The organism is Sphingomonas colocasiae (assembly GCF_019880585.1).
Lineage (GTDB): Bacteria > Pseudomonadota > Alphaproteobacteria > Sphingomonadales > Sphingomonadaceae > Sphingobium_A > Sphingobium_A colocasiae.
In genome coordinates, this window is record NZ_JAINVV010000003.1 from 544,979 (window position 1) to 571,050 (window position 26,072).

General features: G+C 64.5%; 29 protein-coding genes. 17 read left to right on the forward strand and 12 right to left on the reverse strand.

The genetic code is table 11. The features are described from left to right. Positions 1 to 156: 156 nt before the first annotated feature. From K7G82_RS06110 to K7G82_RS06120, 3 genes are read left to right on the forward strand one after another with little or no spacing between them, the layout of a single operon-like run. Positions 157 to 444 carry a hypothetical protein gene (locus tag K7G82_RS06110; protein WP_222988934.1) on the forward strand — a complete coding sequence of 96 codons (288 nt, stop codon included), beginning with the start codon at positions 157 to 159 and terminating at the stop codon, positions 442 to 444. A 2-nt stretch (positions 445 to 446) separates the two neighbouring features. After that, positions 447 to 1,247: a hypothetical protein gene (locus tag K7G82_RS06115; protein ID WP_222988935.1), complete on the forward strand. Its 801-nt coding sequence runs from the start codon at positions 447 to 449 to the stop codon at positions 1,245 to 1,247. A gap of 12 nt (positions 1,248 to 1,259) precedes the next feature. Next, positions 1,260 to 1,607: a hypothetical protein gene (locus tag K7G82_RS06120; protein WP_222988936.1), complete on the forward strand. Its 348-nt coding sequence runs from the start codon at positions 1,260 to 1,262 to the stop codon at positions 1,605 to 1,607. A 29-nt stretch (positions 1,608 to 1,636) separates the two neighbouring features. On the opposite strand, the gene K7G82_RS06125 is transcribed toward K7G82_RS06120, so the two are convergent. From K7G82_RS06125 to K7G82_RS06145, 5 genes are all read right to left on the reverse strand, one after another. After that, the gene (locus K7G82_RS06125; protein ID WP_222988937.1) at positions 1,637 to 2,200 is read right to left on the reverse strand and encodes a hypothetical protein; all 564 of its coding nucleotides are present in this window, start codon (positions 2,198 to 2,200) and stop codon (positions 1,637 to 1,639) included. Positions 2,201 to 2,441: 241 nt separating this feature from the next. Then, positions 2,442 to 3,170 carry a hypothetical protein gene (locus K7G82_RS06130; protein ID WP_222988938.1) on the reverse strand — a complete coding sequence of 243 codons (729 nt, stop codon included), beginning with the start codon at positions 3,168 to 3,170 and terminating at the stop codon, positions 2,442 to 2,444. A gap of 9 nt (positions 3,171 to 3,179) precedes the next feature. Continuing rightward, positions 3,180 to 4,922 carry a gamma-glutamyltransferase gene (gene ggt, locus K7G82_RS06135; RefSeq protein ID WP_222988939.1) on the reverse strand — a complete coding sequence of 581 codons (1,743 nt, stop codon included), beginning with the start codon at positions 4,920 to 4,922 and terminating at the stop codon, positions 3,180 to 3,182. Positions 4,923 to 5,007: 85 nt separating this feature from the next. Further along, on the reverse strand, positions 5,008 to 6,495 hold the full coding sequence (locus tag K7G82_RS06140) for an esterase-like activity of phytase family protein (protein WP_246623304.1): 1,488 nt from the start codon (positions 6,493 to 6,495) through the stop codon (positions 5,008 to 5,010). Then, on the reverse strand, positions 6,485 to 8,830 hold the full coding sequence (locus tag K7G82_RS06145) for a TonB-dependent receptor (protein ID WP_222988940.1): 2,346 nt from the start codon (positions 8,828 to 8,830) through the stop codon (positions 6,485 to 6,487). Before K7G82_RS06145 ends, K7G82_RS06140 begins: the two co-directional genes overlap by 11 nt. Positions 8,831 to 9,111: 281 nt before the next feature. Between K7G82_RS06145 and K7G82_RS06150 the strand changes: the two genes are divergently transcribed. Further along, complete coding sequence (locus K7G82_RS06150; protein WP_222988941.1) at positions 9,112 to 9,621, forward strand: hypothetical protein; 510 nt, start codon at positions 9,112 to 9,114, stop codon at positions 9,619 to 9,621. A gap of 85 nt (positions 9,622 to 9,706) precedes the next feature. On the opposite strand, the gene K7G82_RS06155 is transcribed toward K7G82_RS06150, so the two are convergent. Continuing rightward, entirely contained in the window at positions 9,707 to 10,072 is a 366-nt protein-coding gene (locus K7G82_RS06155) for a hypothetical protein (protein ID WP_222988942.1), read from the reverse strand. A gap of 190 nt (positions 10,073 to 10,262) precedes the next feature. Between K7G82_RS06155 and K7G82_RS06160 the strand changes: the two genes are divergently transcribed. Both K7G82_RS06160 and K7G82_RS06165 read left to right on the forward strand, forming a co-directional pair. Further along, entirely contained in the window at positions 10,263 to 10,406 is a 144-nt protein-coding gene (locus K7G82_RS06160; protein ID WP_222988943.1) for a hypothetical protein, read from the forward strand. A gap of 30 nt (positions 10,407 to 10,436) precedes the next feature. Further along, positions 10,437 to 10,661 carry a hypothetical protein gene (locus tag K7G82_RS06165; RefSeq protein WP_222988944.1) on the forward strand — a complete coding sequence of 75 codons (225 nt, stop codon included), beginning with the start codon at positions 10,437 to 10,439 and terminating at the stop codon, positions 10,659 to 10,661. Positions 10,662 to 10,674: 13 nt separating this feature from the next. Here the strand turns inward: K7G82_RS06165 and K7G82_RS06170 are convergent, their stop codons facing one another. Continuing rightward, positions 10,675 to 11,814: a nucleoside hydrolase gene (locus K7G82_RS06170; RefSeq protein ID WP_222988945.1), complete on the reverse strand. Its 1,140-nt coding sequence runs from the start codon at positions 11,812 to 11,814 to the stop codon at positions 10,675 to 10,677. Between the two features lie 158 nt (positions 11,815 to 11,972). On the opposite strand from K7G82_RS06170, the gene K7G82_RS06175 reads away from it, so the two are divergent. Next, complete coding sequence (locus K7G82_RS06175) at positions 11,973 to 12,410, forward strand: hypothetical protein (RefSeq protein WP_222988946.1); 438 nt, start codon at positions 11,973 to 11,975, stop codon at positions 12,408 to 12,410. 131 nt (positions 12,411 to 12,541) lie between these two features. On the opposite strand, the gene K7G82_RS06180 is transcribed toward K7G82_RS06175, so the two are convergent. Next, positions 12,542 to 13,186, reverse strand: coding sequence for a hypothetical protein (locus K7G82_RS06180; RefSeq protein WP_222988947.1), 645 nt, complete (start codon positions 13,184 to 13,186; stop codon positions 12,542 to 12,544). Continuing rightward, positions 13,186 to 14,529, reverse strand: a complete 1,344-nt coding sequence (locus K7G82_RS06185; RefSeq protein WP_222988948.1) for an AAA family ATPase — start codon at positions 14,527 to 14,529, stop codon at positions 13,186 to 13,188. Before K7G82_RS06185 ends, K7G82_RS06180 begins: the two co-directional genes overlap by 1 nt. 999 nt (positions 14,530 to 15,528) lie before the next feature. On the opposite strand from K7G82_RS06185, the gene K7G82_RS06190 reads away from it, so the two are divergent. After that, a complete protein-coding gene (locus K7G82_RS06190) occupies positions 15,529 to 15,840 on the forward strand; it encodes a hypothetical protein (RefSeq protein ID WP_222988949.1) in 312 nt (103 codons plus the stop codon). 89 nt (positions 15,841 to 15,929) lie between these two features. Continuing rightward, positions 15,930 to 17,126 carry an acetyltransferase domain-containing protein gene (locus K7G82_RS06195; protein ID WP_222988950.1) on the forward strand — a complete coding sequence of 399 codons (1,197 nt, stop codon included), beginning with the start codon at positions 15,930 to 15,932 and terminating at the stop codon, positions 17,124 to 17,126. A 143-nt stretch (positions 17,127 to 17,269) separates the two neighbouring features. On the opposite strand, the gene K7G82_RS06200 is transcribed toward K7G82_RS06195, so the two are convergent. After that, entirely contained in the window at positions 17,270 to 18,145 is an 876-nt protein-coding gene (locus K7G82_RS06200; protein ID WP_222988951.1) for an OmpA family protein, read from the reverse strand. A gap of 612 nt (positions 18,146 to 18,757) precedes the next feature. On the opposite strand from K7G82_RS06200, the gene K7G82_RS06205 reads away from it, so the two are divergent. Then, complete coding sequence (locus tag K7G82_RS06205) at positions 18,758 to 18,955, forward strand: helix-turn-helix transcriptional regulator (RefSeq protein WP_222988952.1); 198 nt, start codon at positions 18,758 to 18,760, stop codon at positions 18,953 to 18,955. Continuing rightward, positions 18,939 to 19,364 carry a hypothetical protein gene (locus tag K7G82_RS06210; RefSeq protein ID WP_222988953.1) on the forward strand — a complete coding sequence of 142 codons (426 nt, stop codon included), beginning with the start codon at positions 18,939 to 18,941 and terminating at the stop codon, positions 19,362 to 19,364. The genes K7G82_RS06205 and K7G82_RS06210 overlap by 17 nt, the downstream gene beginning before the upstream one ends. 149 nt (positions 19,365 to 19,513) lie before the next feature. On the opposite strand, the gene K7G82_RS06215 is transcribed toward K7G82_RS06210, so the two are convergent. Beyond that, positions 19,514 to 20,116 (reverse strand): zinc metalloprotease, encoded by a 603-nt coding sequence (locus K7G82_RS06215; protein WP_222988954.1) that lies wholly within the window; start codon positions 20,114 to 20,116, stop codon positions 19,514 to 19,516. A gap of 146 nt (positions 20,117 to 20,262) precedes the next feature. Between K7G82_RS06215 and lspA the strand changes: the two genes are divergently transcribed. Both lspA and K7G82_RS06225 read left to right on the forward strand, forming a co-directional pair. Further along, positions 20,263 to 20,769, forward strand: a complete 507-nt coding sequence (gene lspA / locus K7G82_RS06220) for a signal peptidase II (protein WP_222988955.1) — start codon at positions 20,263 to 20,265, stop codon at positions 20,767 to 20,769. A 384-nt stretch (positions 20,770 to 21,153) separates the two neighbouring features. Next, positions 21,154 to 21,537 carry a hypothetical protein gene (locus tag K7G82_RS06225; protein WP_222988956.1) on the forward strand — a complete coding sequence of 128 codons (384 nt, stop codon included), beginning with the start codon at positions 21,154 to 21,156 and terminating at the stop codon, positions 21,535 to 21,537. Between the two features lie 34 nt (positions 21,538 to 21,571). Here the strand turns inward: K7G82_RS06225 and K7G82_RS06230 are convergent, their stop codons facing one another. Continuing rightward, positions 21,572 to 22,021, reverse strand: coding sequence for a hypothetical protein (locus K7G82_RS06230; protein ID WP_222988957.1), 450 nt, complete (start codon positions 22,019 to 22,021; stop codon positions 21,572 to 21,574). Positions 22,022 to 22,077: 56 nt separating this feature from the next. Between K7G82_RS06230 and K7G82_RS06235 the strand changes: the two genes are divergently transcribed. From K7G82_RS06235 to K7G82_RS06250, 4 genes are all read left to right on the forward strand, one after another. After that, positions 22,078 to 22,626 carry a hypothetical protein gene (locus tag K7G82_RS06235; protein WP_222988958.1) on the forward strand — a complete coding sequence of 183 codons (549 nt, stop codon included), beginning with the start codon at positions 22,078 to 22,080 and terminating at the stop codon, positions 22,624 to 22,626. Between the two features lie 40 nt (positions 22,627 to 22,666). Continuing rightward, the gene (locus K7G82_RS06240; RefSeq protein ID WP_222988959.1) at positions 22,667 to 23,500 is read left to right on the forward strand and encodes a hypothetical protein; all 834 of its coding nucleotides are present in this window, start codon (positions 22,667 to 22,669) and stop codon (positions 23,498 to 23,500) included. A gap of 139 nt (positions 23,501 to 23,639) precedes the next feature. Then, on the forward strand, positions 23,640 to 24,713 hold the full coding sequence (locus tag K7G82_RS06245) for a tetratricopeptide repeat protein (protein ID WP_222988960.1): 1,074 nt from the start codon (positions 23,640 to 23,642) through the stop codon (positions 24,711 to 24,713). Continuing rightward, the gene (locus K7G82_RS06250) at positions 24,710 to 25,954 is read left to right on the forward strand and encodes an SEL1-like repeat protein (RefSeq protein WP_343228533.1); all 1,245 of its coding nucleotides are present in this window, start codon (positions 24,710 to 24,712) and stop codon (positions 25,952 to 25,954) included. Before K7G82_RS06245 ends, K7G82_RS06250 begins: the two co-directional genes overlap by 4 nt. The last annotated feature ends 118 nt before the right edge of the window (positions 25,955 to 26,072 follow it).

Sequence of the window (26,072 nt, forward strand, 5' to 3'; positions counted from 1 at the left end):
AACCCGTGCCGGCCCCGATCGACTCTTCTCGTCGCATTGCGCCGTTCCCGCGCTTTGACGGCGCGGCGTTCCCGGTTATCATCACCGGCATCAGCGAAGCGCCGGCCTGAAAGGGACGCTCTTCCTTATCCATCGTCACGGATCAGGAGAGTTTTCATGGCCAAGGTTACGATCAGCGCATATTCCGATCTTCCGCGCGGGCTGGGTTCCGGCCTGTTGCCGATCGCCCCGCCCGATCCGCTCTACAAGGACAGTTTCGGCACCACCGGACAGAGCGATCCCCTGCCCGACAATGCCCGTTTCATTCGTGTCGCCACCGATACGGCGATCTGCATCCGCCGCAACGGCACGGGCGCCGATGGCGACGACGACCTGCAATTCGCCAACACCGCCGAATTCTGGGGCGTCAGCGAAGGCGCCATCGTGAGCTGGACGACGGCCTGACCATGCGGGGCGGCAATGCGCGCGCCGGCGCGATGGGATCGATGGGGCTGGGCATGCGCCCGCCGCGCGCGGGCAGCCGCGCGCTGCGCGCCGACGTCGCGGCGGTGTTCGCCGGCAATGCGGGGTCCTGGTACGACGTGTCGGACCCGGCATCCCTGAAGCAGAACAGCGACGGCACCGGCGCGGTCGCGATCGGTGATCCCGTGGGTTATCTGGCCGACCAGTCGGGCAATGGCCGCCACCTCACGAACGCTACCCCGACGCAGCGGCCGATCCTGACGGTGATCGACGGCCATCCTGTACTGGCGTTCGACGGGGTGGACGACGTGCTGTGGCACCAGGTGAGCGCGGGCGTCGGCAGCCTCAACCAGGGCAGCGACGGCTATATGCTGCTCGCCGGACGGCGTGAGGGGAACAGCGGTACCAGCTATTGCGCCACCTATCTCAGCAATGTCCGCTATTGGCGGATCTCGGGCATCATCACCAACAGCCGGCTGACGGTGGCGGTGCGCGGTCCCGGCGGCAATTTCCAGCCGATCGTCGCCAGCATGTCCGCCCCGCTTTCGGCCTATGGCATCACGACCAGCCAGATCTCGGCAACATCGACGACCACGACCAGCCCCAACGGCACGACCGCGTCGATCGCGATCACGGGAGACATCGTGAACAATGCCAGCCGCGTCTCGCTGGGCGGCGTGCCGGGGCAAGGCGCCGTCACCCCGTCATTCTGGGGCGGCTTCGCCATCTATCTGGGCGCCCCCGGCACCGACGCCATCGCCACGCTGCGCAGCTATTTCGCCTGAAGGACCATCATCATGCCCTATCCCAAATCCGTATCGCTGATCTGCACCGCCGCCGAACTGAGCGCGGCGAACCTGGCGCTCAATTTCGCACCGCTTTCCCCCGCCGATCCCACCGTGGGCAATCGCGGCATCGGCAACATCACCGTGCCGATCTCCGCCACCGGAGACATGCCGGCGACGCACTATGGCACCCATGCCTGGGACGACGGCCTGGCCGCGCTGTTCGAGGACGCCGAAATCGCCGCGACGATGCCGATGATCCAGGCGCGCATCGTCGAGAACCCCAACGGCAGCACCGTGGGGTTTCACGGATTTCTGGACAGCCTTGGCCTGATGCGGATCCTGCCGGCGGTGGAATAGCACCCCCGCCGGCAGGTTCCCCGCCGCGCTCACGATCGGGCCCGTGCGCGGCGGGGACCCTCCTCATGGGTTTCCAGCAGATCCACCATCGCCATCATCACGCGGCGCGCGGCGATGCCGGCGCGCAGCCGGGGATCGGGCCATAGCCAGGCATAGAAACCGGCATGGTCGCGCACCGACGCGGCGATCTCCACACCGCCCCCGGCCGGCCGCTCCGCCAGCCGCGCCGCCAGCCGATCCACCGCGCGCGTGGCGCGTTCGACGGGCAGGCCCATGCTTTCCACCCCGCGCCACACCGCGCGACGATGCGCATCCAGCGCCAGCGCGGATGGGGGATTCCGGAAATGTCGCTCGATCGCGTCGGCGATCGGCTCCGCCGGCGGCTGCGCGACCGCCAGCCGCAGCGCGATCGCGGTGAACTGGTCGTCGGCCAGCGGCGAATGCTCCAGCCGCTCGATCGCGCTGAAGCCGTCGTCGCTGATCGCGCGGACGCGCGCATGATCGTCGGGCGAACGCAGCAGATCCTCCGCGCGCCGGGCGCCGACGCGCAGATGAATATCGAACAGCCCGCGCTGTTCGGTGGGAATGCACATGGATTTCTCCGATCGGGAACCGCGCCGCGCGCCGTGCGGCCTCACCCGGCCCGCCAGACCGGCGGCCCCCGACAATTCGGCGATGACACGGAAAACACCCCGGCCCCGCCACGCGCGGTTCCGGGGCAGCTAGCCTTTCAGCAGCCGGCCCGCGTGGTGCGCAGAGCGCCGCAACGACAGAGAATCACACATGAGGCCCAAGCATGGCCGGTTCGGGGGAAAAGGCAATGGTGGGGCTGGCTCAGCCGACGTGCTTTTTCACCCATTGCCAAAAGGCATCTTCCGAACTCTCGTCGTCCATGGATGAGGGGTGTCGAACTATTTCGGTCGCGAGAACGGGTATCGAAACGCGAAAATTCTCCTCCACCCAAGCCCGATACGGCATGTTCGGCTGAACGAAGAACTCTCCGCCGACATTCGGTGGCTGGGCGTAGGCATCACCCCAGCAGATCTCGTCATAGCCGATCGCCAGCAATCGGAGGAAATCGACCGGATCGTCTGCGAGAATGCAAAGCGTCACCGATCCAGAGCCCGAGCCCAGATGGACAATTTTCTGGGTGCCATCGTCCGCCAACCAAAAGGCGGCCATCGACCCGTCGCCGCCCGTTTTGGCGAAGACGCAGAGCCTGTTCATGACCTCCGGATTGGTGGTTCTGAACCAGTATCTCAGATTGACATTGCCTTCCGCTGCAAAGCCAATGTCGGTGCCGCCGGGGCGGCCGTCGTCGGTCCAGCCCCGCTTCATCTCCGCTTCGGGGAACAGCAATCCTATCCGGCCATTCGGCGTGTCGACGAAGCATCGGCTCGCCTCGATCCAGCGGAAGAGGCGTTCAAGCGGTTCGGGCAGCGACATTCCCGCGCACAGCGTCGCTTCAATCTGTTGGCCAAGGATGGATCGCTCATCCCGCCGACGGCTTCCACCCCCAAAACTGAACATTCGGCCGAACACCTCACTCTCCAGAACAGGCACTCCGCGCCCCTATTCGTGCGCCGCGTTGGCTCCGCGCGCCACCTTGTGGGTCACGCTGTCCTTGCCGGTGATGGTGATCGCCACGCCTTCGCTGCGCGGGTCGGCGGCGCCGGTCCATTGGCCGTTCACCTGTTCCACCGCGTTCGCCTTCAGCCCCAGCGGGCCGGCGCGGAGCTGTTCGCCAAGCGCGGCGAGCGCGGGCAGCATGGGTTCCAGCTGGGTGCCGCGTTCCACCACGCCGCCGGGGCCGGGCGTGTAGATCAGCCCCATGCCGATCGCGTCCTGCGCGCTCATCTTCCAGTCCAGCACGCCGACCAGCGCCTTGGCGATCTGCGCGATGATCGTCGATCCGCCCGCCGCGCCCAGCGCGATGCGCACCTTGCCGTCCGGCCCATAGACGATGGTGGGCGACATGGAGCTGCGCGGCCGCTTGCCGCCCTGCACGCGATTGGCGGCGAGATAGCCGTCCCTGACCGGCGCGATGTCGAAATCGGTCAGTTCGTTGTTGAGCACGGTGCCGTCGATCGTCAGGCCCGATCCGAACACATCCTCGATCGTGGAGGTGACGGCGACGACATTGCCCTGAGCGTCCACGGCGGACATGTGCGAGGTGCCATGTTCCGGGCCGGGCTGCACCCGCACGCGCGGCGGCGCGCCGGCCGGGACGCCGGGCGCGATCGACGCCATCGTCGTATCGGGGCTGATCAGCGCCGAGCGCGACGCGATATAGGCGGGATCGAGCAGGCCCTTCACCGGCACGGACACATGATCGGCGTCGCCCAGATAGGTGTCGCGATCGGCATAGGCGAGCCGCTCGCTTTCGGCCAGCAGGTGCCAGGCGACCGGATTGTCCTTGCCCAGCGCCGCCATGTCGAACCGTTCGAGCTGCTTGAGGATCAGCAGCACGGTGATCCCGCCCGAGGATGGCGGCCCCATGCCGCAGATGCGATAGACGCGATAGGTGCCGCAAACGGGATCGCGTTCCTTCGCGCGATAGGCGGCGACATCCGCCATCGTCATCCGCGACGGGTTGATCCGCGCGCCGTTGACGGTCGCCACCAGCTTTTCGGCGGTCGCGCCATGATAGAAATAATCGGGGCCCTTCGCGGCGATGCCCGCGAACAGTGCCGCCTGTTCGGGATTCTTCAGGATTGTGCCCGCGGCCTTCGGCGATCCGTCCGCATTGAAGAAGAAGGCGCGCCCCCAGTCCGAAACGATCGCCTTGCCATACCGGTCGATCGAATTGCCGAGGCGCGGGGTGATCGCGAAACCGTCGCGCGCCAGGCGGATCGCGGGCTGGAACAGCGCGGCCCAGGGCAGCTTGCCGTGGCGGGCATGCGCCATCGCCATCATGCGCAGATTGCCGGGCACGCCCACGCTGCGCCCGCCGGGAATGGCGTCCGCATGGTCCATCGCCTTGCCGTCGCGAAAGAACCATTCGCCATCGGCGGCGGCGGGGGCCGCCTCGCGCCCGTCGAAACTGGTGACCGCCCGGCTTTTCGCATCGTGATTGACCAGGAAGCCGCCGCCGCCGATGCCCGAGCTTTGCGGCTCCACCACGTTCAGCGCCAGCATCATCGCGATCGCGGCGTCGGTGGCGCTGCCGCCCTGCCGCAATATCTCTATCCCCGCCTCCGCCGCGCGCGGATCGGCGGCGGAAACGGTGCCCGACATGACGGGCGGCGATTTGGCGGGCGCGGCGGCGAGCGGAAGGCTGACGGCGGCGAGGAGAAGCAGGACGCGACGGATCATGCGCGCCCTATTGCGGGAGCGGACGGCGGAAATCCAGAGCGGGGATGCGGGAAATCGCCAGGGGGGAAGGCCCCCGCCCCGCCGCTCAGCCCGCCGTTCGCGGCAGGCGCAGCCGGTACAGCAATATCCGGCTGTCGTTGTCGATGGCGGAATCACAGGATCGGCCCGACATCCGGCAATGGCGCGCGATGAAATCATTGTCGTTGCCGACGATCAGGAAATGATCGTCAGGATGATCCGGATCGAGCGCGGGGACGAGATCCAGCGCCTCCCACTTCTCGGACAGCGCATCGATATCGAGGCCGAAGCGCGCAAGCTGCGCGGGATTGAGCAGGTTCACCAGTTCCACCCGCGCGGCGGGCACGATGCCCGGCCGCAGCGCGGTACCGGCGGGATCGCGCAGCAGCGATGCGGAGCCGGTTTCATATCCGCTGCCCGCCAGATTGGTCGCGCCCGCCAGATCGACCAGCAGGACGCTCTTGTACACGATCGGCGCCTTTCCGCCAGCGCCCCGCCCCGCCCCGTCGCGCGCCAGCATCAGGAAACTGCGGTCGTCGATCGCGCGGATCTCGCTCTGCGCGGCGGTGCGGTCGGGCGGTCCGCCGCCGCCCGCATCGTCATAAGCCGGCAATTGCACGACATGATGCGCGATCGGCCGCACCGGCACCGGCGTGCGGCCGACATCATAGACCAGCACGCGCGTGGCGGTGCGCCCGGCGGCGTTGCCGGCCGCGCTGTCCTGGACCAGGGCGCTTTGCAGCGCGACGAACAGCCTGCGGCCATCGGGCGAGAGCGACATGCCCTCCACCCCCTGATTGTTGCGCCGGCCGGTTTCGGGCGGTTGCAGCGAACCGAAATATGGGCGCCCGTCGCAGCGCGGAACGATTGCCGCAGGCGGCCGTATCACGCCGCGCAGACGGCCGCGCGGATCGAAATAATAGATGTTCGCGGTATATTCGTCGCCGACATAGAAGCTGCCGTCGCGCGCGAATTGCAGGGACTCGGCGTCGAGCGAGACCTTGCCGGCGCCAACGCCGCCGGCCGGGGCCGGCAGCAGCATGCCGCGCTGCTTCAGCGTGCCCGCGCCCGGATCCGCGCCGGTGAAGGGCCGGCCACGAAAATCCCGCAATTCCAGCCCGCCATCGGGGACGAGCGACACGCGGCCATCGGCGGGGGTGAAGCGGATGCGGAAACGGTGCAGCCGCGCGGGATAGTCGAAGAAGAGTTTCGCGTCCGGATCGTTGCGCCCCCGATCGGGCAGCGTCCAGAGAATGGCTTCGTAGTGATCGCCGATGCGCGCCCAGCTTCCGGGCGCGACCTGGAGCGAGGAGAAGGAGCCCAGCGTATCGCCGAGAAAATCGGGCGTATCGGCGGGAAGACGCCCGGCGCCGACCAGCCCCAGGTTCACGAAGCTGCGGCCGTTCAGCGAAACGGTGCGCGCGCCCTCCGTCCGATCGATATTCGGCCGGGTGACGGGTTCTTCCCCGGCGGCGAGGCCGGGGAAGAACAATATCAGGATCGGCGCGACGGCGCCGGCCCATCCGAAACCCGGAACCGGGCGATCAGAACCCAAAGCTGAGCGATCCGAAGATCTGGCGCGGGGCTGAGGCGTGGAACACCACCAGGCTGCCCGTGGCATCATCAGGCGCGAACACGCTGCTGTCGAAGTTCGTCGCATAGCGCTTGTTGGTCAGGTTCGTGACGTTCAGCGACAGTTTCGCCCCCTTCACCGGGCCGACATCGCCGAACCGGTAGCCCAGGCCGAGATCGAAGGTGGCATAGCCCCCGAAGCTCTGATCATTGGTGTAGGTATAATAGCGGCGGCCGGTATATTTGCCCATCAGCGATGCGGAGAAGCCGCCTTCGGTGACGGTCAGCACGCTGGCGAACATCTCCTTCGGCGTATCCACCTGCTGCTTGCCCTTGGTCTGCTTCACCACGCAGGTGGCGCCGGTGCACCAGTTCAGATTCTCGTCATAGGTGGACTTGTTGTACGAGGCCGAATTGTACCAGCTCAGCCACGGTGCCGGACGCCACAGCACGCCCAGTTCCACGCCCCGGCTGGTGATGCCGCCGGCATTGTGGAAGGAATTGCCGCAGCCCGGATTCTGCTGCTGGTTGGTCGGGCACGGGTTATACTGCAACAGGCGATCGTTGAAATGCGTGTTGTACGCCGCCAGCGAAACCTGGAGCGGACCGCTGACATAGCGATAGCCGCCTTCGAAGCTTTTCGAGGTTTCCGGCTTCAGATGCTTGCCCTGCAGATCCCAGACGGCCTGCGACACCGATTGCGGGCCGAGTTTGAAGCCGCCCTGGAACATCGCCATATTCTCGGCATAGCTGGCATAGAGTTCGTGGCCGGGCGCGACGTTCCAGTGCACGCCCACTTCGGGCAGGAAATTGTCCTTGGCGACCAGCGTGCCGCTGGCGAACTGGCTGGAGGCCGGCGGTGCCGCCTTGGCGATGCCGTCGATCGCGCGGGCATCGGATTTCGAATAGGTGCTCTTGAACCCGAAATCGACGGTCAGCGCATCATCCAGCAGCTTCATCGTGTTCTGCGCATAGAATTGCCACGTCTTCCAGTGGGTTTCCTGCACCCATTGGGCGGTGTCCGGCTGGCCCTTCAGATACTGGGCCAGGCTGAACGGCCCTTTGACGTTGGTCCAGATATAGCGCGCGGCGCTGCTGCTATTGTCTTCGAACCACATGCCCGCCTGGACGTGATTGAAGCCGATATCCCAGCCGAGGCTGGCGAGCACGCCGCTGCGATCGATGGTGTAGCGCGTGTCGCGGATCTGCACCGGCACGTCGTCCGCCGTGTCCGCCGTGCCCTGTTTGGACCAGCCCATGATCCAGTTGTTGCCGGCGCCCTTGTTCTTGTGGTGATAGCCCTGCACGCGCACGCCGAGCGATCCGGTGAGATCGAAATCGCCGGCCAGATAATAGAGATTGTCGTCGCGCAGGATCTGGCCGTTGGTGAAGGTAACGTCGGATCGCTTTTCGGGCGCCGTCGAATCGATGCATTTCGCGGGCGCCGTGGGGCCGGTCACCGCGCAATAGGCGCGATCGAGATAGGCCTGCCAGTTCGGCGCATAGCCGCCCTGATCCCAGCCCAGCCGCGCGAGCATGTCTTTCGAGATATAGGCGTCGCTCGCCTGGTTGGTGCGCGAAATGTCCGCGAAGGCGGTGATCTTGCCGCCGTCGAATTCGTACATCAGCTTGCCGTTGAACTGCTTGCCGGTGGATTTGTTGTAAGCGGCCTGATCAACGAACAGGTCATATTCGTGATACTGGCCGGAGAGATAGGCGGAGAAGCCGCCATGTTCGCCGGTGTCGAAACGCATGAACACGCGCTTGGCGCTCTCGCTGCCGAAGGTCGCGTTCGCAGTGATCCCCATGTCCTTGCGCGGATCGCTGGAGAAATAGGTGACCGCGCCGCCCAGATTGCTGGTGGACGGAATGGCGAGGCCGGCAATGCCGGTCGCGACTTCGGCGCGGCCGAGATTTTCCGAGATCAGCGCGCGGCTGATGCTGAGGCCGTTGTAATTATTGTACGCGCCATCGCCCAGCGGCATGCCGTCGAGCGTGTAGCCGAGATGGGTGGTGTTGAAGCCGCGCACCTGCAGCGTCATCGACTTTTCGTTGACGCCCAGCGCATCGATCGACTGCGCGCTGACGCCCGGCAGGAAGTTCAGCGCCTTTTGCGCGCTCACGCCCGGCGGCAGCACATCCAGGTTCGACGGCAAGAGCGTGGAAACCGAACGCGTCTGGCCACTGCCGATGACCACGATATCGCCGGCATCGCCGCCATCCGCGGCATCGGCGGGCGGAACGTCCTGCGCGGCCGCCTGTGTGGCGCACGCAAGGCAAATGGACACCGCCAGAGCGGACACGGATTTATGCAACATTGAACCCCCCTCACGAAAGCGCCGCGCGACGATCGTCCGCGGCACCGGGCATTTGAGGAGCGCGCCTATTCCACGCGTTGATGACGCTTCGGCTACAATTCGAAGTCATCTCGAAGTATCGGGAAATATTGCCGCAGGGCCTGGCGCAGGCCCCTCTCCCGATCGCGATCACCATTGGGCGTATCCGCGACACGACGGATCGGATCGGGGCTGTCATCCTGACCGATCCCGCTTCTAAGCCTGTGTCGACGGGGCGAACGATGATGCAGGGAGCAAACACCATGAACGCCTTTTCGGCCCGGAAAGACTATCTGCCCGACGCGGGGAACGCGACCGCGATCGACCATGCGCTGGGCCTGCAGTTCTGCCGCGCGGGCATGCTTTCGCTGACCCGGCTGCAACTCGCGCTCGAACGCGGCGACCGCCGCCGCGCGATGGAGGCGATCGACCAGCTCCACCGCTTCGATATCGAGGTGGAGCAGCTTGTCGGCCGGCTTTCCGGCCCGGCCCCCGACGCGCGCATGGTGGAGATCGCGCGCTATCTGCGCGAGGAGAAGATGGAGCTGGCCTTCGAGAAACTGGCGCTGGCCAGCGGCGTCAGCGGTCCGGGCCTGATCTCCCGCACGGCGGCCATCCGGGATCTGCCACATGAGGCGGACGCGACCGCTTATGCCGCGCCGCTGTTCGCCGAACCGCGCGGCGGCGGAGACCTGCGCGGCTACATCCTGCGCGCGGCGGCCGCGATCGCGGCGGTGGGCGGCGTCGCGGCGGCGCTGTTCATGGCGCTTTGATGGAGGGGAGCGGGCGGAACAGGCGAAGGTTCCGGCGATGCGAAGCATCGTTGGAATGCCTGTGGAGGGTGGTGCGGCACCGCCTTCAATCGTCCGGGTTCAGGATCTTCTTCTCGATGATCTTCGCGACCATCATCACCATGCCCATGATCGGCAGGCCGCCGCCGCAGCTTTGATTCCGGCCGACGGCCGAACAGGTGTCTCGCGTTTCGGCCACCGCGACCGCCGAGGCGGCCTCCCCCCGGATGCGCGCGCCGGGCGTCGGTTCATCCAGCGGCAGCCGGTATGCGCCCTGGTTGCGGCTGCCGCAGACGGTGATGTCGTCGGGGTCGCCGCTCGCCACGCAGCGCGGCGGCTGCATCGTCTTCGCGCGGAAATTCTCCATGGCCTGTTCGCTGGTCAGCGATTGGCCAGCGGCCGGCAGCGGCAGGGCCGTCAACAGCAGCGCCATGATCATTCGCGACATGGTTCAGCCCTCGCCTGATTTCCGCGCGATCGCCCGGCGATTTGAGCACGGAAACCCCGGCCGCCGCAAGCGGTGCGATCCGCGCGGCACGGGTGGCGAATGGCGGGCATCGCGCTTATGATCGGCGGACCGCCCCGGCACCCGGGCCGCGCGGGCGGGAAAGGTGAGGGCAGGCATGAGCAGCCTTTGGTGGATGATCCCGATCGGCGCCTTCATGCTCTGGTGCGTTGTCCAGTTCATAAGAGGCGGCGATGGGCCATCCGACAGGAATGAAGACAGCACGTCGATGTACGACTCGGGCCGCGATTATTCGGACTGAACCTTTCCTTGAGATTCCGGTCTGCCATCCATGACCCGCCGAAAGCTTGTATTCGCCCTCATCATCACGGCGCTTTACGCGCTGGCGATATGGGCGCGGCTTTGGGCCAATGCACTGGTTCACCCGGCGGCCGATGGCGACATGACCTCCTTCATGGCGGAGGCGAGGTGGCGCAGCCTGCGCGACCTCACCATTCTGACGGGGGTATATGGGTCGTGCATCCTCGCGCTGATCCTGTACCGCCGCAAAGGCTAGCCGGTGCTCCGGCTCAGCGCGCGGGCGGCTGGCTGGCGAGCAGGGTCATCGCCTCCAGCGCGCGCGGGCGCATGCTGTCGTCGATCTTCAGATAGCGGTGCGTGCCGCCGGGTTGCGCGGTGAAGCGGCTCGATCCGTCCGCCGCCACGCTGATCCGCCCCGGCGCGGACAGGGTGAAATAGCCGTCATCGGGGCGGACCGCGTAGAGCACGGATGTGAGATCGAAGGTGGCGTGATCGTGCAGCGCGCCCGGCGCGGTCCGGCGGATCGTGCGATAGGCGGGATCGACATGATGATAGGCCATTAGCACAGGGTGCGGCGCGGCATGGCCATAGAGGCGATCGACCGCGCGGCCATCGATCCGCATCGACACGCCCACTTCGAACCCGCTGGCGACCAGCGGCGTGGGCCATGCGGCGAACAGCGCGCGGGCGGCGGGCACGTCCAGCTCCAGATTATATTCGGGCGCGCTTTTGGCGAGCGGGCGTCCCCGCGCATCGGCATAGCCGCCCGCCATCACCGACAGCAGCCGCACCTTGCGCCGCACTAGGCTCACCCCGTCGAGCGGGCTGGCCGCATCGCCCCGGCTTTCCAGCAGCCGCGCCAGATTGGTGGCGAAGCCGATCTGGATGATGACGACGCTGCCGTCGGGCTGGGCGGCGAGCGTGCGGCGGAGCAGCGCGACCGCATCGGGCGCGGCGCGTCCATCATTCAGCCCGCGCGGGAACAGCGGTGATCCGTCCGCCTTGGCCGCGCGCGTCAGCGCCTCGGTATAGGGGGTGACGGCGTTCAGGAACGGAAAGCGCCGGGCCGTCCGCTCCGCCGTCACGCCGCCGCGCACCAGCCCGACGGGAATGGCGGGGCGGCCGTAAAAGCCGTTGAGCGCATCGATGAAGGCGGCGGAGGAGGCATCGTCGGTCGATCCCGTCACCGCCAGCAGCCGCGCCTCTCCGCGATCCTGCAACGCGTGGAGCATCGCCAGCGCCAGCACGTCATCGATATCGCCCCACATATCGGTATCGAGGATGACGCGGACAGGCTGATGCGGCGCGGCACGCGCGGCGGCGGGTGCTTCCGCGCGTGCGAGGGCGATGGTGAGGGCTGGCGAGATAGCCAGCGCGGCGGCGGTCAACGGGCTCATCCAGTATCGCATCGCCCGATCGTCGCCCCCTTCTCACATTCCCAGATCGTATACATGAATTATACAATCAATATCAACAAGAGGGCGTTCGCCCGGGCGACGGTTGAGCGGATAGGCGGCTGAACGGACAGGCGGTTGCCACGCACGGCCGGCGCCGATACGCCGATGCCATGCGTATCGAAGGCGTGCTCCTGCTGCATATCCTGTATGTCGCGCTGGCGATGGCGGGGACCGGGCTGGGCTATCGCCTGTCGCGATGGTTCGCGCGCAACGGGCTGGAACGCGGCGAAAAGCCCGGCTTCGCCTATCAGGCGAGGCTGTGGTTCGCCATGATTTTCCTCTCACCCGCGATCCTGTCGATCGCCTTTGGCTGGTACGGCGCGGGGGAGATCCGCGGCATATGCTTCACCGCGCTGTTCGCGCTCACCCTGCCGACCGCGATCGCCCTGCATTTCGGCAGACGCAGGGGGAAGGAATTGCCGCCCGCCATCCCCAATCACTGGAAACGCAAGCGCACGCCGGGGAAACCGGCGGGGAACAAGCGCAAGCGGCGGCTGTCGATCGGGAGCATCGAGGGACGGCCTGGGGGGCGGAGTGATAATTCTTAGCTGCTGATGAAGCTGTCGATCGCACCGCTCTTTTACTCAATGGGTTAGATGCAGCAATGAAGGTCGGATTTCAATCTACATCCTATAATTATATGTCAAATACAATTGATTGGAAGCGAAAATCTGTCGAATTATTCAATAAAACCAGTCCTCGCAAGAACCTCTCGTAAGCATGATTCAAATGATCTAAATGAGCTTGCGCGGCGCAAATTGTCAATGCTTTGCTCTTGAGCAATTCTAACTAGAATCTGTCGATCGGAAGACCTTCTTCTTACCACGCTTCTAATAATTGCATTGAGATTAGACTTCGGATCCAGCAATCTCTCGGCCGCCGCTGGTGTGTCGGGCATTAGATCTCCAGGTATCGTGTTGACACCTAGGGCTGCCTTAACTGCAGCAGAGTCCGCTAGCGCCCACGCTTCAATTTCCTTTTCTGGAGAAAGCATGACGGCAATGCGGGGATCAAATTCGCACATTGCGTGAGCTATTTGAATGAGTTGCTCCCTGCGCTGCGCAACGTTCGCAGCTTGTCCCCGCCCCCCAAGGTCGGCATGAACAAATATAATATGGAATTCGTTCTTTCGTGCGCATATATCTGCAGCGACATGTTCGAAAGAGCGATCGCCAATCCCAAACTCTACAGCAGGAAACTCGCCGACGTCGCAGGGCCTTCTCCCTGACTCTCTAATGATCTCATCTAGAAGCCTGGGTATAATAATATTAAAATATTGCGCGTCGCTTGCGCCTTCGTAAAATGCCGACCACGAAAGGTACATTAAATACCACCAGCCTTGTTTCGTAGAATTTCCTCAACTTTTTCAGGGTATAAGTGATGCTCGTCATCGAATAGCCCCTTCGAGGGAGCTATCCGCCTCATTCTCGTGCGAACTTGAGAATCTTCTCCATCGGCCGACATGCTGCGGACCATGTCAGCAAACAGAACTTCATCCGGATTTAACGTGCGCATTACAGCCGGTGAGTGGGTGTTGAGAAGGACTTGAAAATAGTCGCCATCCTCATCTTGAATTTCAGTGGCCTCGCGCAAGAGGGTTATCAGATCCGGAATCCTGCCTTCATGCACGCCATTTTCCGGTTCTTCAAAGCAGAGAATGCCTTGACGATTGGGGTCGTCAACTACGGCGAGAAGGGCCAACAATCGGATAGTTCCGTCGCTTATTACACGAGAGCTGAAAGAGGTTCCATCACGTATTTGAACCTCAAATGCATATTCTCTGTTCTTTGTATCGTCTAACAATCGAACGCTTCTTACTTGAGGTATCAGTAGCGCAAGATCAGCAGAAATATCCGCAATGGCTCCCGTTGGCCTATTTTCGGTCGCTGATAGGCGTTGAATTTCAGAGAGGCTGGCCGCTAAGTTGGAAGCATTGCTCCTCAGGCGTTTATCTTCAAAACGATCATTTGCTCTGCGCGCCTCGGATGGATTGATCTCAAGAAACTGCGGGCCGGCAATGAGCTTTTTAAGCGCATATAAATGCCGAAATTCGGAGGTCGCGATAGTTGAAAGCGCACTGCGTGATGCCTCCGCCGCTGGTAGTTGCAACGGATTGCCTCTCTTTGATGTACCACTCTCTGCGACACCGTCTTGTCTAATGGTGAAAACTCGTGATCGCCCTTGGGTGTCTTTTTCTGTTTCCAGAAACGGGGTTTTTCGACCTGACCGGCTAATTTTTTCCGGCGTCTTGAAAACCATCTTGTCGTCTTCTGCGCGAATCACCCTACAATCTTCATGAGTAACAAATATACCGTGAGGGTCCTCCCTCATTTCTATAGATATCTCGTATCGCAGACGTTGGGCAGGAGTCTCGAAGGAGGCGCCGAAATCGTCAACTCCCCGCGCAGGCAAAAGAACCTCTATAGCAAATGCCATTATGGTTTCGTTTCCAGAAGGGGTTTGACGGAAAAGTTCTTCGGGCTCCCCTCTAAGTTCTTGCATAGCTTGGCGAACGTCGACCTGAGCGAGCCTTGAAAGAAACTTTAATGCATCAAAAAGATTTGACTTGCCGGTGGCATTCGGGCCAACAACAGCTACGAACGGCTTCAAGTCTGCCGAGAACATGCGGAAGGTTTTAAAACCATCTATTTCAATTCTGGTAATCAAGAAAAACCTGCCACGTCATCTGGACGAACCTTACGCTCATGCAAGGCCTTCTGTTCACTGCACAAGGTTGCAAAATTTCGCAATTCTGGCAAGCTTGATGGAGGCAGTCAAATTTCTGGCTACGTTGATGCGCAAAGCTCCAGTTCGCGCGGCTGGCGCGGGAGCCTGCGCGGCACATCCTAGAGGGAGCCCGCCTGCTTGAGGGGTAAGGCTATTGCGCCGGCTAGAGCGGTCCAGCGTCGGCTTGAGGAATCCTTCCATTCTGGGCAGTCTTCAACGTTTCTGCCGTTATTCGTCGGGAAAAGCGGAGGCGAGAATGCTCGGTTGTAGGGTCTGTACCCGGGCATTGTGGCGACAAGGGCATGAAACCCAAATATGAAAATGGGCTGATGATTACAGAGTATTGGATTGCTGCACTCATCGCTGTGATAGGATCGCCGCTTGCGTCGTGAGGCGCAACCGCCGCCAGCTTCTCCATGTGGCGCGATTGTCGATCCGCCGATTTCGTCGCATCGAAACAGTGTGACACGACGGGAAACCAGATTCAGGCACCGTTATTGGTACGGATTGCTGGCATTGTCCGCGCTCGTCGGCTTGTGGGTCTATTATGATGGTAGTCAGCCGGTTCTGCCTTGTCCGGACGGGCATTGCCCGGACCCCGGCACCCGGGAATATCTGGGTGCGGTGGCGCGGCGAAACGAAGATGCGCCATTGGCCGCTGTAGTGGGCGCCCTCACGACCTCTTGCCTGGGTGCGGCGGCTCGTCTGTCGATCGCCTGTATCGGCAGGCTTGCTCGGGCATTACGGCGGTAGCGCGAATATGGAGATAATCGCCTGTCGGCGCATTCCCGGTTCCGAGCGCCCGCCTTCCCAAGCCATAACCGCAATCAAGCCGCAACCTCAAGCCGCCAAACCCCGCCACAGTCGCCACCAGATCCAGCAACGTGCCGGCCTCTCTCCGCCGTGATAGTCTGGGCCGATCAAGACGGAGGACCGGTCATGACGCATCCGCGCCGACGCATGGGGACAGTGGCCGTGGCGGGGGTATGTCTGGTTCTGGGGGTCGTGATCGGGCTTGCGGTTCCGCGTGCCGCGTCGCTTGTCCTGCCCGGTTCGGGCGAGGTTCGCCGTGCCGATCCCGGCGCCGCGCCGCCCGTCGGCAGGAACATGTTCTCGCCCGATATCCGCAACGACGAGTTCGTTCAGCAGGAACAGCGCAAGGTGGTCGAGATGCTGGAGCGGGAATGCGCCGTGACCGGGCGGAACTGCGCGCTGGCGCGATCGGCGCGCAAGGCGTTGAGCGGAAAATGATCGATCGGACATCACTCTCCGCCTGATCCGGCGGAGAGAAAAACATGGGGTTGCCTTGATTGTTATGTTGTATCATTACGCAACGATACATGGACATTCATCCGCCAACCGCCGCCCGGGCGGCCGCCGCCTCGCCCCCTTCCCCCACTCTCAAGCCCGCCAGGATCGAGTCGATCGACGCGCTGCGCGGCCTCGTCATCCTGCTGATGCTGGTCGATCACACGCGCGAATTCTTCTTTCTCCACGCCCAGGTCAGCGACCCGATGGACATTGCCGCGACATCCCCAGCGCTGTTCGCGACACGCGTTGCGGCGCATCTCTGCGCGCCGGTCTTCATCGCGCTGACCGGCCTTGCCGCGTTTCTGTATGGAGACGCCAAAGGCAGTGATCAGGCCGCCTCCGCCTTTCTGTTCAAGCGCGGCCTGTTTCTCGTCGCGCTCGAATGGACGGTGATAAACTTCGCCTGGACCTTCGACCTTACGCCGGCGACGATCTTCCTGCAGGTGATCTGGGCCATCGGACTGTCGATGATCGCGCTATCCGCGTTGCTTCATCTGCCGCGTTCCGCGTTGATCGCGATCGCGGGGCTCATCATCCTTGGACATAATCTGATCGACGGCGTGCATTTCGAGGATGGAACCGGCGCCCACGCCGCATGGGCCGTGCTGCACGATCGCGGCCATATCGCGCTTCCCTGGGGCGCCACGGCGCGGACGTCCTACCCCCTTCTGCCATGGATCGGCGTCATCGCACTCGGCTATGCGATCGGGCCCTGGTTTCGGGCAAACGTATCGGCCGCGACACGCCGGAAGCGCCTCGCGATGGCGGGGGCCGCGGCGCTGGTGATCTTCGTCGTGCTGCGTTCCGGCAATTTCCATGGCGAGCCGCTGCCATGGTCTGCCCATGCCGATCCGCTTCGCACGGTGATGAGCGTCTTCAACCTCACCAAATATCCGCCATCGGCGGCGTTCCTCCTGCTCACGCTGGGCATCGGCGCGCTGCTGCTCGCCGGTTTCGAACGCCTCGCGCCTCGATTGCGGCGCATGCTCGTCATCTTCGGGGCGGCGCCCCTCTTCTTCTACATGCTCCATCTTTATCTGCTGCACATCATGAACCGGCTGGCCGCCACGGCATGGCCGGCGGGCGAAACGGGCCTTGTGAGCGTGCAATCCGTCGGCTGGGTGTGGCTGCTGGCCATGGCGACGGCCATTCCCTGCTGGTTCGCCTGCCGCTGGTTCGCGGCGCGCAAACGCGCAAGTTCGCGATGGTGGATGCGCTATCTTTGAATTGCGGGGGATGGTGGCCTACCGGCTCGCCTTGAAACGACGATCAATCCCGCGACGATCTCTCATCGCGCGATCCCGCGCAGGGGCTCCGGTTCATCCGGGCCCAAGGAACCGGGATGGGCGCCGCCCATCCCGTGCCCACATCAAATGCCGTCCAGGCCCTTGCTGACCAGGATGTTCACCGCGACGCGGCGATTCTGGTATTTGCCTTCGGGCGTCTCATTGTCCGCCATCGGGTCCGCTTCGGACATGCCGGTGGGGGTAAGCATGCGATAGGGCTTCCAGCCGCAGGCCTGTTGCAGATAGTTGACCACGCGGGCGGCGCGCTTTTCGCTGAGCACCTGGTTCAATTCCTCGCTGCCCGTGGAATCGGTGTAACCGACCACCAGCAGCAGCGCGTTCTTCGTGCCTTCGGCCTGGGTGGCCGTGGCGCACAGATCGTTCTTCGCCTGCGCGGAGAGCACGGCCTTGCCGGTATCGAAGTTCACGTTGGTCGTGCCCTTGATATTATATTCGCCGATATCGCCGACGCGACCGCGCAGCGCTTCCGTGGCGGCGGTCTGTTCGGCGAAGCGCTGATCGGTGCCGCCATGGATCATCGCGACGGTGCGCAGATCCTTGTTCTTCAGGTCGATCTGGCTCGCCATCAGGCTGTCGCCCGATTGCAGCGTCTTCACGGTGACGGGCAGGCCGTTGGCGAGCTGCGCGGAGGCGAGCTTGCTGCTGTTGAGGCCGAGGAAGCCACCGCGCGACTTGATGCGGGTTTCGTCATTGACGGCGACGAGCGTGCTGGTGCCGTCCGCCGAGGTGATCTGGATCCTGTCCGTGCTGCGCGCGGAGATGATGCCCTCGATCACCGGGCCCTTGGCCATGGTGGCGCCGGCCGGATCGACGGCGACGCTGGTCGAAAGCTCGGCTTCCGGCGGATCCTGCGGTTGCAGGGCGAGGCTGGCGGTGGCCGGCCCGGCAAGCAGGGCGATCAGCAACACAGCGCGGGGACTTTTGGAAATGAGACTCATTGCGCTACTCCTTTTAACTCGAACGGCCATGGCCTGCGTGATCACAGCTTCTCATCCGACCGCCGAGCTTGCGATAACGCCCGGATTTCGGATTCCTCTCCATCACGCTTCAAAAAAAATTCACGACGTTTGGGCCGTTCCCTGGATATCGGGACCGTTTGGGTGTTCAGCCGAACCTTTCGCGCAGATGAACGGTTCCGGGGCGCGGGCGCGTCGGCCCGGTAATCGGAGCGCATATTGCGGCGAGCCGATGCAGGCCGTTGTTTCGCGACAGTTGATCGATTTAATGCGGCGTCGGGGCCGCCAAAACGAGCAAGTCGCGATAAAGTTGCGGCCATGAATTCGATCGCGGCCGATTCGTTCGGCTGCTTTGCCCGAGGCGCCGAATCGCGGCGGAACAGGCGACAGATCTTGGAACAGGGCGCGCGATCGTTCCTTCTTCGGCGCGCATCGCATCGGGGCGCCCAATCGCCGTCCCCCGCTCGCTCCCGCGCCATGGCCCAGGTCGCCTGAATGCAATCGCAGCCGGGCACCGCCGATATGCGCTTGACGATGTCAAGTTTGCCTGACACATTGTCATAGTTGCACTACATTTTGTAATGTGAGTCGGTCATGAAGAACAGATTGAAAGTTCTGAGGGCGGAGCGTGACTGGACCCAGGCTGATCTGGGCCAGCGGCTGGATGTCTCGCGACAGGCGGTGAACGCCATAGAGACTGGAAAACACGATCCATCGCTGCCGCTCGCTTTCAGGATCGCACGGATATTCGACATGAAGATCGAGGAGATATTCGATGATGGAGAGGGCTAAAACATTATCGGCGGGATCGACCGGATCGGCGCGCCATGTCTATCTCAAGACCATGTTGGCGTATTTTGTGCTCTTCATTGTCATGAGAGCACTGACGAGCATCGGAAACAAGTCTACCATTCCCGGCGAGAGGATATTCGATCCGGCCTTCGGCATCATGATGGCATGCGTGGTGACGACAGGGTTCGTCGGCATCACATATTATCACCTGGCGCGCACCGACGAGCATGACCGAAGGGCTAATCTATGGGCCTTCGCGATAGCCTTCCTCGCCTACTTCGCCATCCTGATGCCCTGGCTTGTCCTCAGCCAGTCCGGCGTTGTCGGCCCGGTGAACCCCCAACATGCGATGGTGGGCGCCATATCCATCGGCAGCATGGTGTGGGTGTGGCTGCGGTGGTTCGGCTGACACCGACGATATCGGCCAGTGGATCGTATCCGGCCGGGTACCCCAGTTCCATCGGAAGCACGATCCACTCAGATTGCCTGGTGGCCTGATTTCCCCTGCCCGGGACCAGGCCACCAGGCAATCACCAGCACCGGCCGGCCGCCTTTCGTTCAGGCGAGCAGGCCTTGTTCGAGCATGATCCGCCATGCGCCCCAGCCGATCAGCCCGCCGATGATCAGGCTCTTTCCCGATCCGCGCCGCTGACGGCGCAGCACGGCGAACAGGATCGCGGCGAAGATCACCGATGCGCCGACAAGCGCGATATCGCCGTTCAGCCCGAGCGCATCGAAAACGCGCGGCTCGTCGAAGGTCGTCCGGCGATAGGGCGCGCGCCTTGCCAGGCGGGCCAGCGCCGCCACCGCGAAGGGCAGCAATTCGCACAGCCGCATGCACGCGGCGACGCCGAGGGCCGCCGCGAAGCGCGCATGGCCGGGCTTGACCCGCGCCAGCCCGATCGCGGCCAGCGCCAGGCTGACCGCCGGCCCGGCGACGCCGATCATCGCCACTTGCCGCCGGCTCAGCCAGGGCGCGGGGCCATGGCTGAAGCCCGACAATCCCAGCCGGGGGTGCGGAACGTTGAAGGCCAGCCCCGCGAGATAATGGCCCAGTTCATGCGCGAGGATCACGGCGGGAACGAGCAGCGCGGTGATCAGCAGCGTCGCCCATTCGATGCCGCCGGGGCGGCGCGATGCCGCGCGCGATATCCTGGTCATCCGCCACATCGCCCGGTTCGCATGCCGTCGCCCCAATCGCGGGGCGAACGCCGCTCGCCGCGTAAGCCGATGTCATGCCGGTATCGGGGCGCGCCGTCCATGCCCGCCCGTTTCCGCTTTCGCCAAAAGCGCGGTATGGCATGGTCATGACCGGAACCCTTCCCGCCCGCCGCCTTGGCCTGATCGTGGCGCTCGCGATCCTCGTCGTCGACCAGCTCGTCAAATATGCCGTCACCGGCCCGCTGGGGGTAGACGGCCATGGCAAGTCGCTGGAGGTGCTGCCTTTCTTCAACCTCACCTATGTCGAGAACAATGGCGTCTCCATGGGCTTCCTGAGCGCGGACAGCGAAGCGATGCGCTGGACGCTCGTCGCGCTCACCGGCCTGATGAGCCTGGGCGTGATGCTGTGGATGTGGCGTGAGAAGCACCGCGCGGAGGTGACGGGGCTGGCGCTGGTGCTGGGCGGCGCGCTGGGCAATATCGTCGATCGCGTGCGCTTCGGCCATGTCGTCGATTTCGCCGATCTCCATTTCGGCGATTTCCGCCCCTTCCTGGTCTTCAACATCGCCGATGCCGCGATCGCCCTCGGCGCGCTCCTGTTCGTGATCCGCGCGCTGCTGCCGCGTGACGAGGCGCGGGGCGCGCTGGCCTGAGGCTGGACCGCCCGGCGACGGATGACGGGTGACGGTTGACGGTTGACGGTTGACGATCCGCTTCGCGTCACGGAGTTGCGGCTCAATGAAAAGCGGACGGCTATGTGGCTTATCGGAAAGAACCTCGGAAAACCGGATCGAAAGATGCTCAGCGGCGGCTCACTTCACCCAGATAATTGCCGATCGATCTAGCGGCCCTTCACGGCTCGACATGCGATCCCCGCTTCGGAGGAACGGAACGCCGAAGCAGTCATCGCCGCCGATCCACTCCGCGCCATAATCATCCGGTCGGTGATCATGCGCACGCCGTGAAGGCTCACCATTTGCTCGTCATGCGCGACACGGCTAACCGATGGCCATATCAGGAGTTCCGGAGAGCTCGGAATGGGAGACATCAACATTCTCGGCGCGGCGCGCATCGATCCGGAGGCTTGCCGGCGCATAGCCGCCGCCATTCTGGAAACCGGGGAAGCGGCAATTTCGATCTTCGATGCCGATCGCGCGATCGAACATGGTGGCAAAGAGGCAAATATCCAGGCCGTGTACAGTCGGCTGAGGGGAGATTTTACGTTTGAACTCAATCTTCGGATTGGCAAAGGGAACTTTCCGGTCGCGGAAGATGATTTCGCCAGAGCCTTCGCACGCTGTTCGGCATCGACGTGCGCCATCGATACGGCGGACGGCAACCCATTCACCTGGATCCTGTTCGGACCAGATGCGGACGAGAGGCTTGTGACCATCGGCGACGACTTTCGAATTCTTCCATAACGGGCCGCTGGAACCGGTCCGGAATTCACGCCGCTCAACGGATCGAATAAACCCCGCCGGGCGGCAGCACGCGGATCTCGGGCGGGATCGCGGACACGACATGGATGATGTGGTGCATGCACGAAAGCGTCCAGTGCCGAAGCTCGCCCACGATCGCCTCCGCGAAGGTCGTTTCCCTCACATAATCGAGCAGTGGAGACGCGCCGCGCTCGCTCAGCATGCTGGCCGGCTCCACGTCTTCGGCGATATGGAAATGCTCCGCCTGGACAAGATATGTCGCGTAATTGTCCCAGACCAGTTCGATCACGGGCTGCGCGGGATTGACGTCGATGGTCCCGATCTCGGTGCGCTCGCCCATGAAGATCCCGTCGTCCGTGCGCGTGACTCCTCCTTCCGCGATCACCACGCGCAGGCGGAGTTCGACGGGCTCATGGAGTTCCCGCACGAAGAACATCCGCCGACCGGAAGGGAACGCATAGGCCATGGCCTGCCCTTCCACAGCCATCCGGCGCGCGCAACCGCGCGCCGTTCCGCTTTTCCATGCCGGGGAATCCGGCTATCTCCGCGCCGATGCCGATCGCGCTGTTCGAAAATCGCAACTCCGATCCCCTCATCCTGCGGATCGACCCCGCCGAACAGGATTATGAGATCCCACCGCTCGCGACGCTGGGCGTGCGCTACACTCTGCGGGAAGGAACGGAGGAACGAAGCCATGCCAGCATGTCCGGCAACAGGATCTTTTTCTGGTGCGATTCCGATCATGAGGTCGATCTCGTCCTTCCCTGCCCCGCCGACAGGCTGCTCCACGATCTGTGCGTCGTAGAGGGATGCTGCGGCCATTATTTCGATGACGAGGATGTCTATCGCCATGTGACCCACCTGTTGCCGAAAACCGGCACCGTTACCGCCGAAGAGTTCGCCATGCTGGCGCTCCAGGCCGAAGGGGACACACCGGACAGAAAGGGCTACGCGGCCGGCTTCGAGCGGATCAAGGCGCTGTTTCTTCACCACATGGGCGCGCCCGCCGTGCCCGCGGAACAGCTTGAGGGCAACTATGCCCAGCCCTTCGAAAGCCGGGATCATGGTTGAGCCGCTTGCCCGCGCGCCCGGCCCGCTTCAGAGTGGCGAGATGGACAGAGGAACCGCGCGACCATCGACCGCATCGATCATGGCCTGGCTGGCGCTGCTGATCGCCCCCATGACGCTTGCGGCCTGTTCCCAGCAACAGATGCTGGACACGCTTTCCTCGCCCGAGGATCGCGCGCTCGCCCAGGCTGCGATCCGCGACGTCGCCGCCGGCGATCAGGCGGCTCTGGCGCGAAAACTGCCGCCGGGAGCCGCACGGGAGGTCGCCGCCGCAATGCCGCGCATGCGCGCCGAACTGCCAGATACGCGCACGCCGGGCATGCGATTGGTGGATGCCAGTTTTGTGTCGACGGTCGCGACAGGAAGCATCCCGATCCGGCGGGCATTTCTCGCCTATGAAGTCACCGGAGCGAACGCGCGCGCACTGGCGCGGATAGAGATCGTCCGGACGAAGGAGCTGGCGACGATCGCCAATCTCCATGTGATGCGGATCGATCGCCCCGTCGCGGAGCTCAATGCCTTCACCCTCTCCGGCAAGTCATTCACCCACTATGCGCTGCTGCTGCTGGCCATCGCCGCCGTGGCGGTGACGGTGGCGGCGCTCGTCCGAATCTGGCGCGGGCGCGTCGTACGCCGCCGTTGGCTGGCGACACTCGGCTGCCTTGCGGGCATCGGCCGTGTGAGCATCGACTGGACCACGGGGCAGATCTTCGCGCAGCCGCTCTATGTTCAGATTTTTTCCGCCAGTGCGATAAAACAAGGCGCACTGGGCGCATGGATCATCAGCGTCAGCATTCCTGCGGTCGCGATCTATATCCTGATCAGGCGGAAACGGCCGCACGACGGGAAACCCGTCGATCGAGTGCTTTCCCCCTGAAACACCAGTATCGAAGACCATAGAACGGCGTTCGGGCGGAACATCGGCCGATTCCGGGCCATCGCGGCTGGCGGTGGCGGCGCGCGGCAAGTCGCGATATGGGTCTGGCCGGTTCATGATCCCTGTTTTCGGATTGCCCATGAAACACGCGTATCGCCTTCCGCCCATGCCCCGCCGCGCCCTGTGGGCGCTCATGGCGCTGGGCCTCGCCGCCCCGCTCCGTGCGCAGGATGCCCCGCGCGCCGAGACCGTCCGGACCGAGCCCGAGGCGGCGCGCGCCGATGCGGGACCGGCGGACGACGCGCCCGATGCCGAAGACGAGGACGCGCCCGCCGCACTGGCGGCGCGCTGCGCGGCGGCGGAGGGCGAGGCCTGCACCGGACTCGGCCATCGTCATCTGGAGGGCGACGGCGTTCCGGCGGACGCGGCGCGCGCCGCGGCGCTGTTCGCGCGCGGCTGCCATCTGGGGAACATGAACGGCTGCACCATGTCCGGCTATCTCCACGGCGCCGGGCGCGGCGTCGAAATCTCCGCCGAGCGCGCGGCATCCTATTATGCGAAGGCCTGTGACGGCGGCGAGGCGACGGGCTGCTCCAATCTCGGCCTCGCTTATGTGAACGGCGAAGGCGTGCCCGCCGATCCGGCCCGCGCCGCGCAGCTTTTCCGGCAGGCGTGCGACGCGGGCGGGCGCGGCGGCTGCGCCAATCTCGGCGCATCCTATTCGCTGGGCAAGGGCGTGAAGCGCGATTCCCGCCGCGCCGCGCGGCTGTTCGGCCAGGCGTGCGAGGCGGGCGACCAGCATGCCTGCTACAATCTGGGCGTGCATTATCGCGATGGAATGGGCGTCGGCCGCGATTACCGCCGTGCCGCCGCGCTGTTCGAACGATCCTGCGACGCGGACGACGCCAATGCCTGCGGCAATCTGGGCATGATGGTGAATGACGGGCGCGGCGGCGGCAAGGATCGCCAGCGCGCGCTGGGCCTGTTCGAAAAGGCGTGCGGCCTGGGCGAAGCCGAAAGCTGCTTCACGCTCGGCCGCGCCTATCAGACGGGCAATGGCCGTGAACGCGACATGGCCCGCGCGATCGAACTGCTGGAACGCACGCTGGCGCTCGATCCCGGAACCGAATCCGCCGGAGAGGCCGCGAAGGCGCTGGAGATGGCGCGCGCGGGCGATCCGGCCGATGGCACAGGCAAGGCGACGGACAAGTGATCGAACGGCTGATACGGGTTTTCGGCGCGGCATTGCTGTGCCTGTGGGCAGGCGCCGCCATCGCGGCGCCACCGCCCGGCGAGGATGCGGTGCTGCGCTGCCGGATCGCCGGGCAGGATCGGGAAGCGGCGATATCGATCGCGGGCACGCGCGCCATCTATCGCTATGGCCGGCCCGGCCAGGCGCCCGAACTGACGCTCGCCAGCCCGCTCTCCACCCTCGATTACCGGCGCGAGGACGGGCCGGGCGACACGATCGGCGAGATCGCGACCTTCCTGAACGGCGACACCGCCTATCGCTTCGCCGCCGGCTTCCGCGACGGGCAGGCGCCCGATCCCACGGCGCTGCACCCCTTCGGCCTGTTGACCGTCAGCCGCGCGGGCAAGGCGCTCGCCACCCTCTCCTGCCGCCCGGACACGATCGCGCGCGTGCACGATCGGTTGCTGGCGGGCATGCGCGCGATCGGGCGGGAAAAGGGATCGGACGGCGCGTGGCTTCCCAATTATCCCATCGACTATCCGCCGCCCGCCGCCCGGTCGCCCCCGTGCAAGGCGGAATCCAACGTCGATAGCTGCTGGAGCAGCGGCGTCAGCGCCGCGCGCGGCGGCGACCTGCGCGCCGCGCTGGAACATCATGACAAGTCGTGCGCGGCCGGGCTGATCACCGCCGGCTGCTACGAAGCGGGCAAGCTCTATCTGCACAACCGGCAATTGCGCGATTATGCGCGCGCACGGCAGCGCCTGGCGCGCGTGTGCGACGGCGACGATCCGGGGCAAGGCCCCTATGCCTGCAAATATCTGGGCTGGATGGCGCTCACCGGAACCGGGGTGGAACGCGATCCCGCCGCCGCGCGCGATCTGCTGGCGCGCGCCTGTTTCCTGCACAACGACGCGCTGATGATCGATCCGGAAGGCTGCCATTTCCTGGCCCGGGCGGTCCGCGAAACACGCGGCCCTGCCCCCCGCGACGCCGACAGGGCGGACTATGTCGCCTATCTCGCGCTCGCGCAGGGCTGCACCGACGGGGCGGAGACGGTGTGCGCCGAAGCCCGCGCGCTCCACCAGCGGGCAATGGCGGGCCGCGCGGCCTGGATCACGCGCTGCGATCGCGACGCCCCTCACCATGGCGACATCGAAAGCTGCGCGGGGCTGGCGCGCAACGACGCGGATTACGACGTGGCCCGCGCGACCCGCCGCCAGCTTCTGGCGTTGTATCGGGAGGCGGTGGCGGCGCGGGACTGAGGGCCCGCCCGATTGGTCGACCGGATGCCGATCCCGTGCCTTCCGGATGCTTCTCGAAATGGCTGGATTCCTGCTTTCGCGTACTGGTGACTGGGATTTTATTGTCCGAATTTCCCGC